The following is a 1866-nucleotide window of genomic DNA, read 5'->3' as shown; positions in this document are numbered from 1 at the left end:
TTTCGCCACCGGCGCGACGCCCCGGCCCGCCCGGCCGCCGCCCCGCGCTACCGCCGCCAGAACGCCGGGGTGAGCAATACCATGAAGCTCAGGATCTCCAGCCGCCCGAGCAGCATGGCCAGGGTGCAGACCCAGAGCTGGAACTCGGTGAGCACCGCGTAGGTGGCCGACGGCCCGAGCAGCCCCAGGCCCGGCCCCGTGCAGTTGACGCTGGCCAGCACGGCGGAGAACGCGCTCACCAAATCGAGATCGGTCAGCAGCAGCACCATGCTCAGCACCGTCACCGTGGCGCCATAGACCAGCATGAACGCCAGCACCGAGAAGATCATGCGGTGGTCCACCACCGCGCGGCCCAGGCGCACGGGCTGCACGGCGCGGGGGTGGGCCAGGCGCGTCATCTCGCGGCGGGCCTGCTTCAGCAGGATCAGCATGCGCACCATCTTGATGCCGCCGCCCGTAGATCCCGCGCTGGTGGCCACGCCCGACAGCATGAGCATGAAGATCGGAGCGAACACCGGCCAGGCCAGGTAGTCGGTGGTGGCAAAGCCCGTCGTCGTGGCGACCGACACCACATGGAAGAACCCGTGCCGCAGCGCCGCCAGCGGCGCATAGATGTCCTTGGCCCACAGCAGCAGCGCGACGAACAAACCGCCGCCCAGCAGCGTGAGCACGGTGGCGCGCATCTCGGGGTCGCACCACAGGCTGCGCCAGTGGCCCTTGCGCAGCGCGACGAAATACAGCGCGAAGTTGCAGCTGGCCACCACCATGAACACCACCGCGATGGATTCGAGCAGCGGCGACTGGAAATGGCCGAAGCTGCTGTCGTGCGACGACAGCCCGCCCAGGCTGACCGTGGTGAACATGTGCATGACGGCATCGGCCGGCGGCATGCCGCCCAGCCAGTAGGCCAGCGCACACGCCAGCGAAAAGAGCACGTACACGCCCCACAGCCCCTTGGCGGTTTCGGTCATGCGCGGGGTGAGCTTGGTGTCCTTGACCGGGCCGGCGGCCTCGGCCTTGAAGAGCTGGCTCGCGCCCACGCCCAGCAGCGGCAGCACTGCCACCGCCAGGATCAGGATGCCCATGCCGCCCAGCCACTGCATGAAGGTGCGCCACACATTGATCGACAGCGGCAGCGCATCCAGCCCCGTCAGCACGGTGCCGCCCGTGGTGGTCAGGCCCGAGACGGCCTCGAAGTACGCATGCGTGAACGATATCGGCCGGCCGATCTGGTGCATGGCCAGCAGCAGCGGCAGCGCGGCGAACAGCGGCAGCACCACCCACACGAGCGCGACGAGGATGATGCCGTGGCGCGGCTGCAGTTCGCGCGCCTGGTGGCGCAGACCCGCCCACAGCCCGCCGCCGCACAGCAGCGTGGCCGCCAGGGCGCCGGCGTATTGCGGCCACAGGCCGTCGCCCGTCCACCAGGAGGCCGCCAGCGGCACGCCGAAGGCCAGCGAGAACAGGGCGAGCAGCGCGCCCAGCACGCGCAGAACGGGAAGAAGGTCCGCCATGGTGTCGGTGTGGAAGGAAACGAAGAGGGTCGGGGGCGCGGGTTCAGAAGAACGTCGCGCCCAGGCGGAAGGCCTTTTCCACATCGCGCACCAGCCGCTTGTTCGGCAGGAAGAACACCACGTGGTCCCCGCTTTCGATCACCGTGTGGCTGCGCGGAATGATGACCTGGGGTTCGGCGAAGGCATCCGGGCCATCGCCCTCGGCCAGCGCCGCATCCGCGCCCGGCTCCGCGCCGGACAGCCCGCGCACGATCAGCCCCATGTGCACCTCGGGCGGCAGGTGCAGGTCGCCGACCTTGCGTCCCACCACGCGCGAGCTCTTGCGGTCGCCGCGCGCCACGATCTCCAGCGC

1 protein-coding gene and 1 pseudogene are annotated in these 1866 nt (G+C 69.9%); both read right to left on the bottom strand.

Annotated elements, in window-relative coordinates; translation table 11 throughout:
- Window positions 1-47 precede the first annotated feature (47 nt).
- Window positions 48-1514, bottom strand: coding sequence for a TrkH family potassium uptake protein (locus AC27IQ_RS23590; protein ID WP_284407307.1), 1467 nt, complete (start codon window positions 1512-1514; stop codon window positions 48-50).
- 43 nt (window positions 1515-1557) lie between these two features.
- A pseudogene (gene trkA / locus AC27IQ_RS23585) lies at window positions 1558-1866 on the bottom strand (Trk system potassium transporter TrkA); the annotation flags it as partial.

The organism is Acidovorax sp. KPB24-07 (assembly GCF_057543315.1).
The sequence above is the reverse complement of the archived record's forward strand: the minus strand, read 5'-3'. Positions and strand labels throughout refer to the sequence as shown.

What these genes read in the sequence shown, in the direction of transcription:
- AC27IQ_RS23590 (WP_284407307.1), bottom strand. Translation starts at nt 1,514, where the DNA reads ATGGCGGACCTTCTTCCCGTTCTGCGCGTGCTGGGCGCGCTGCTCGCC.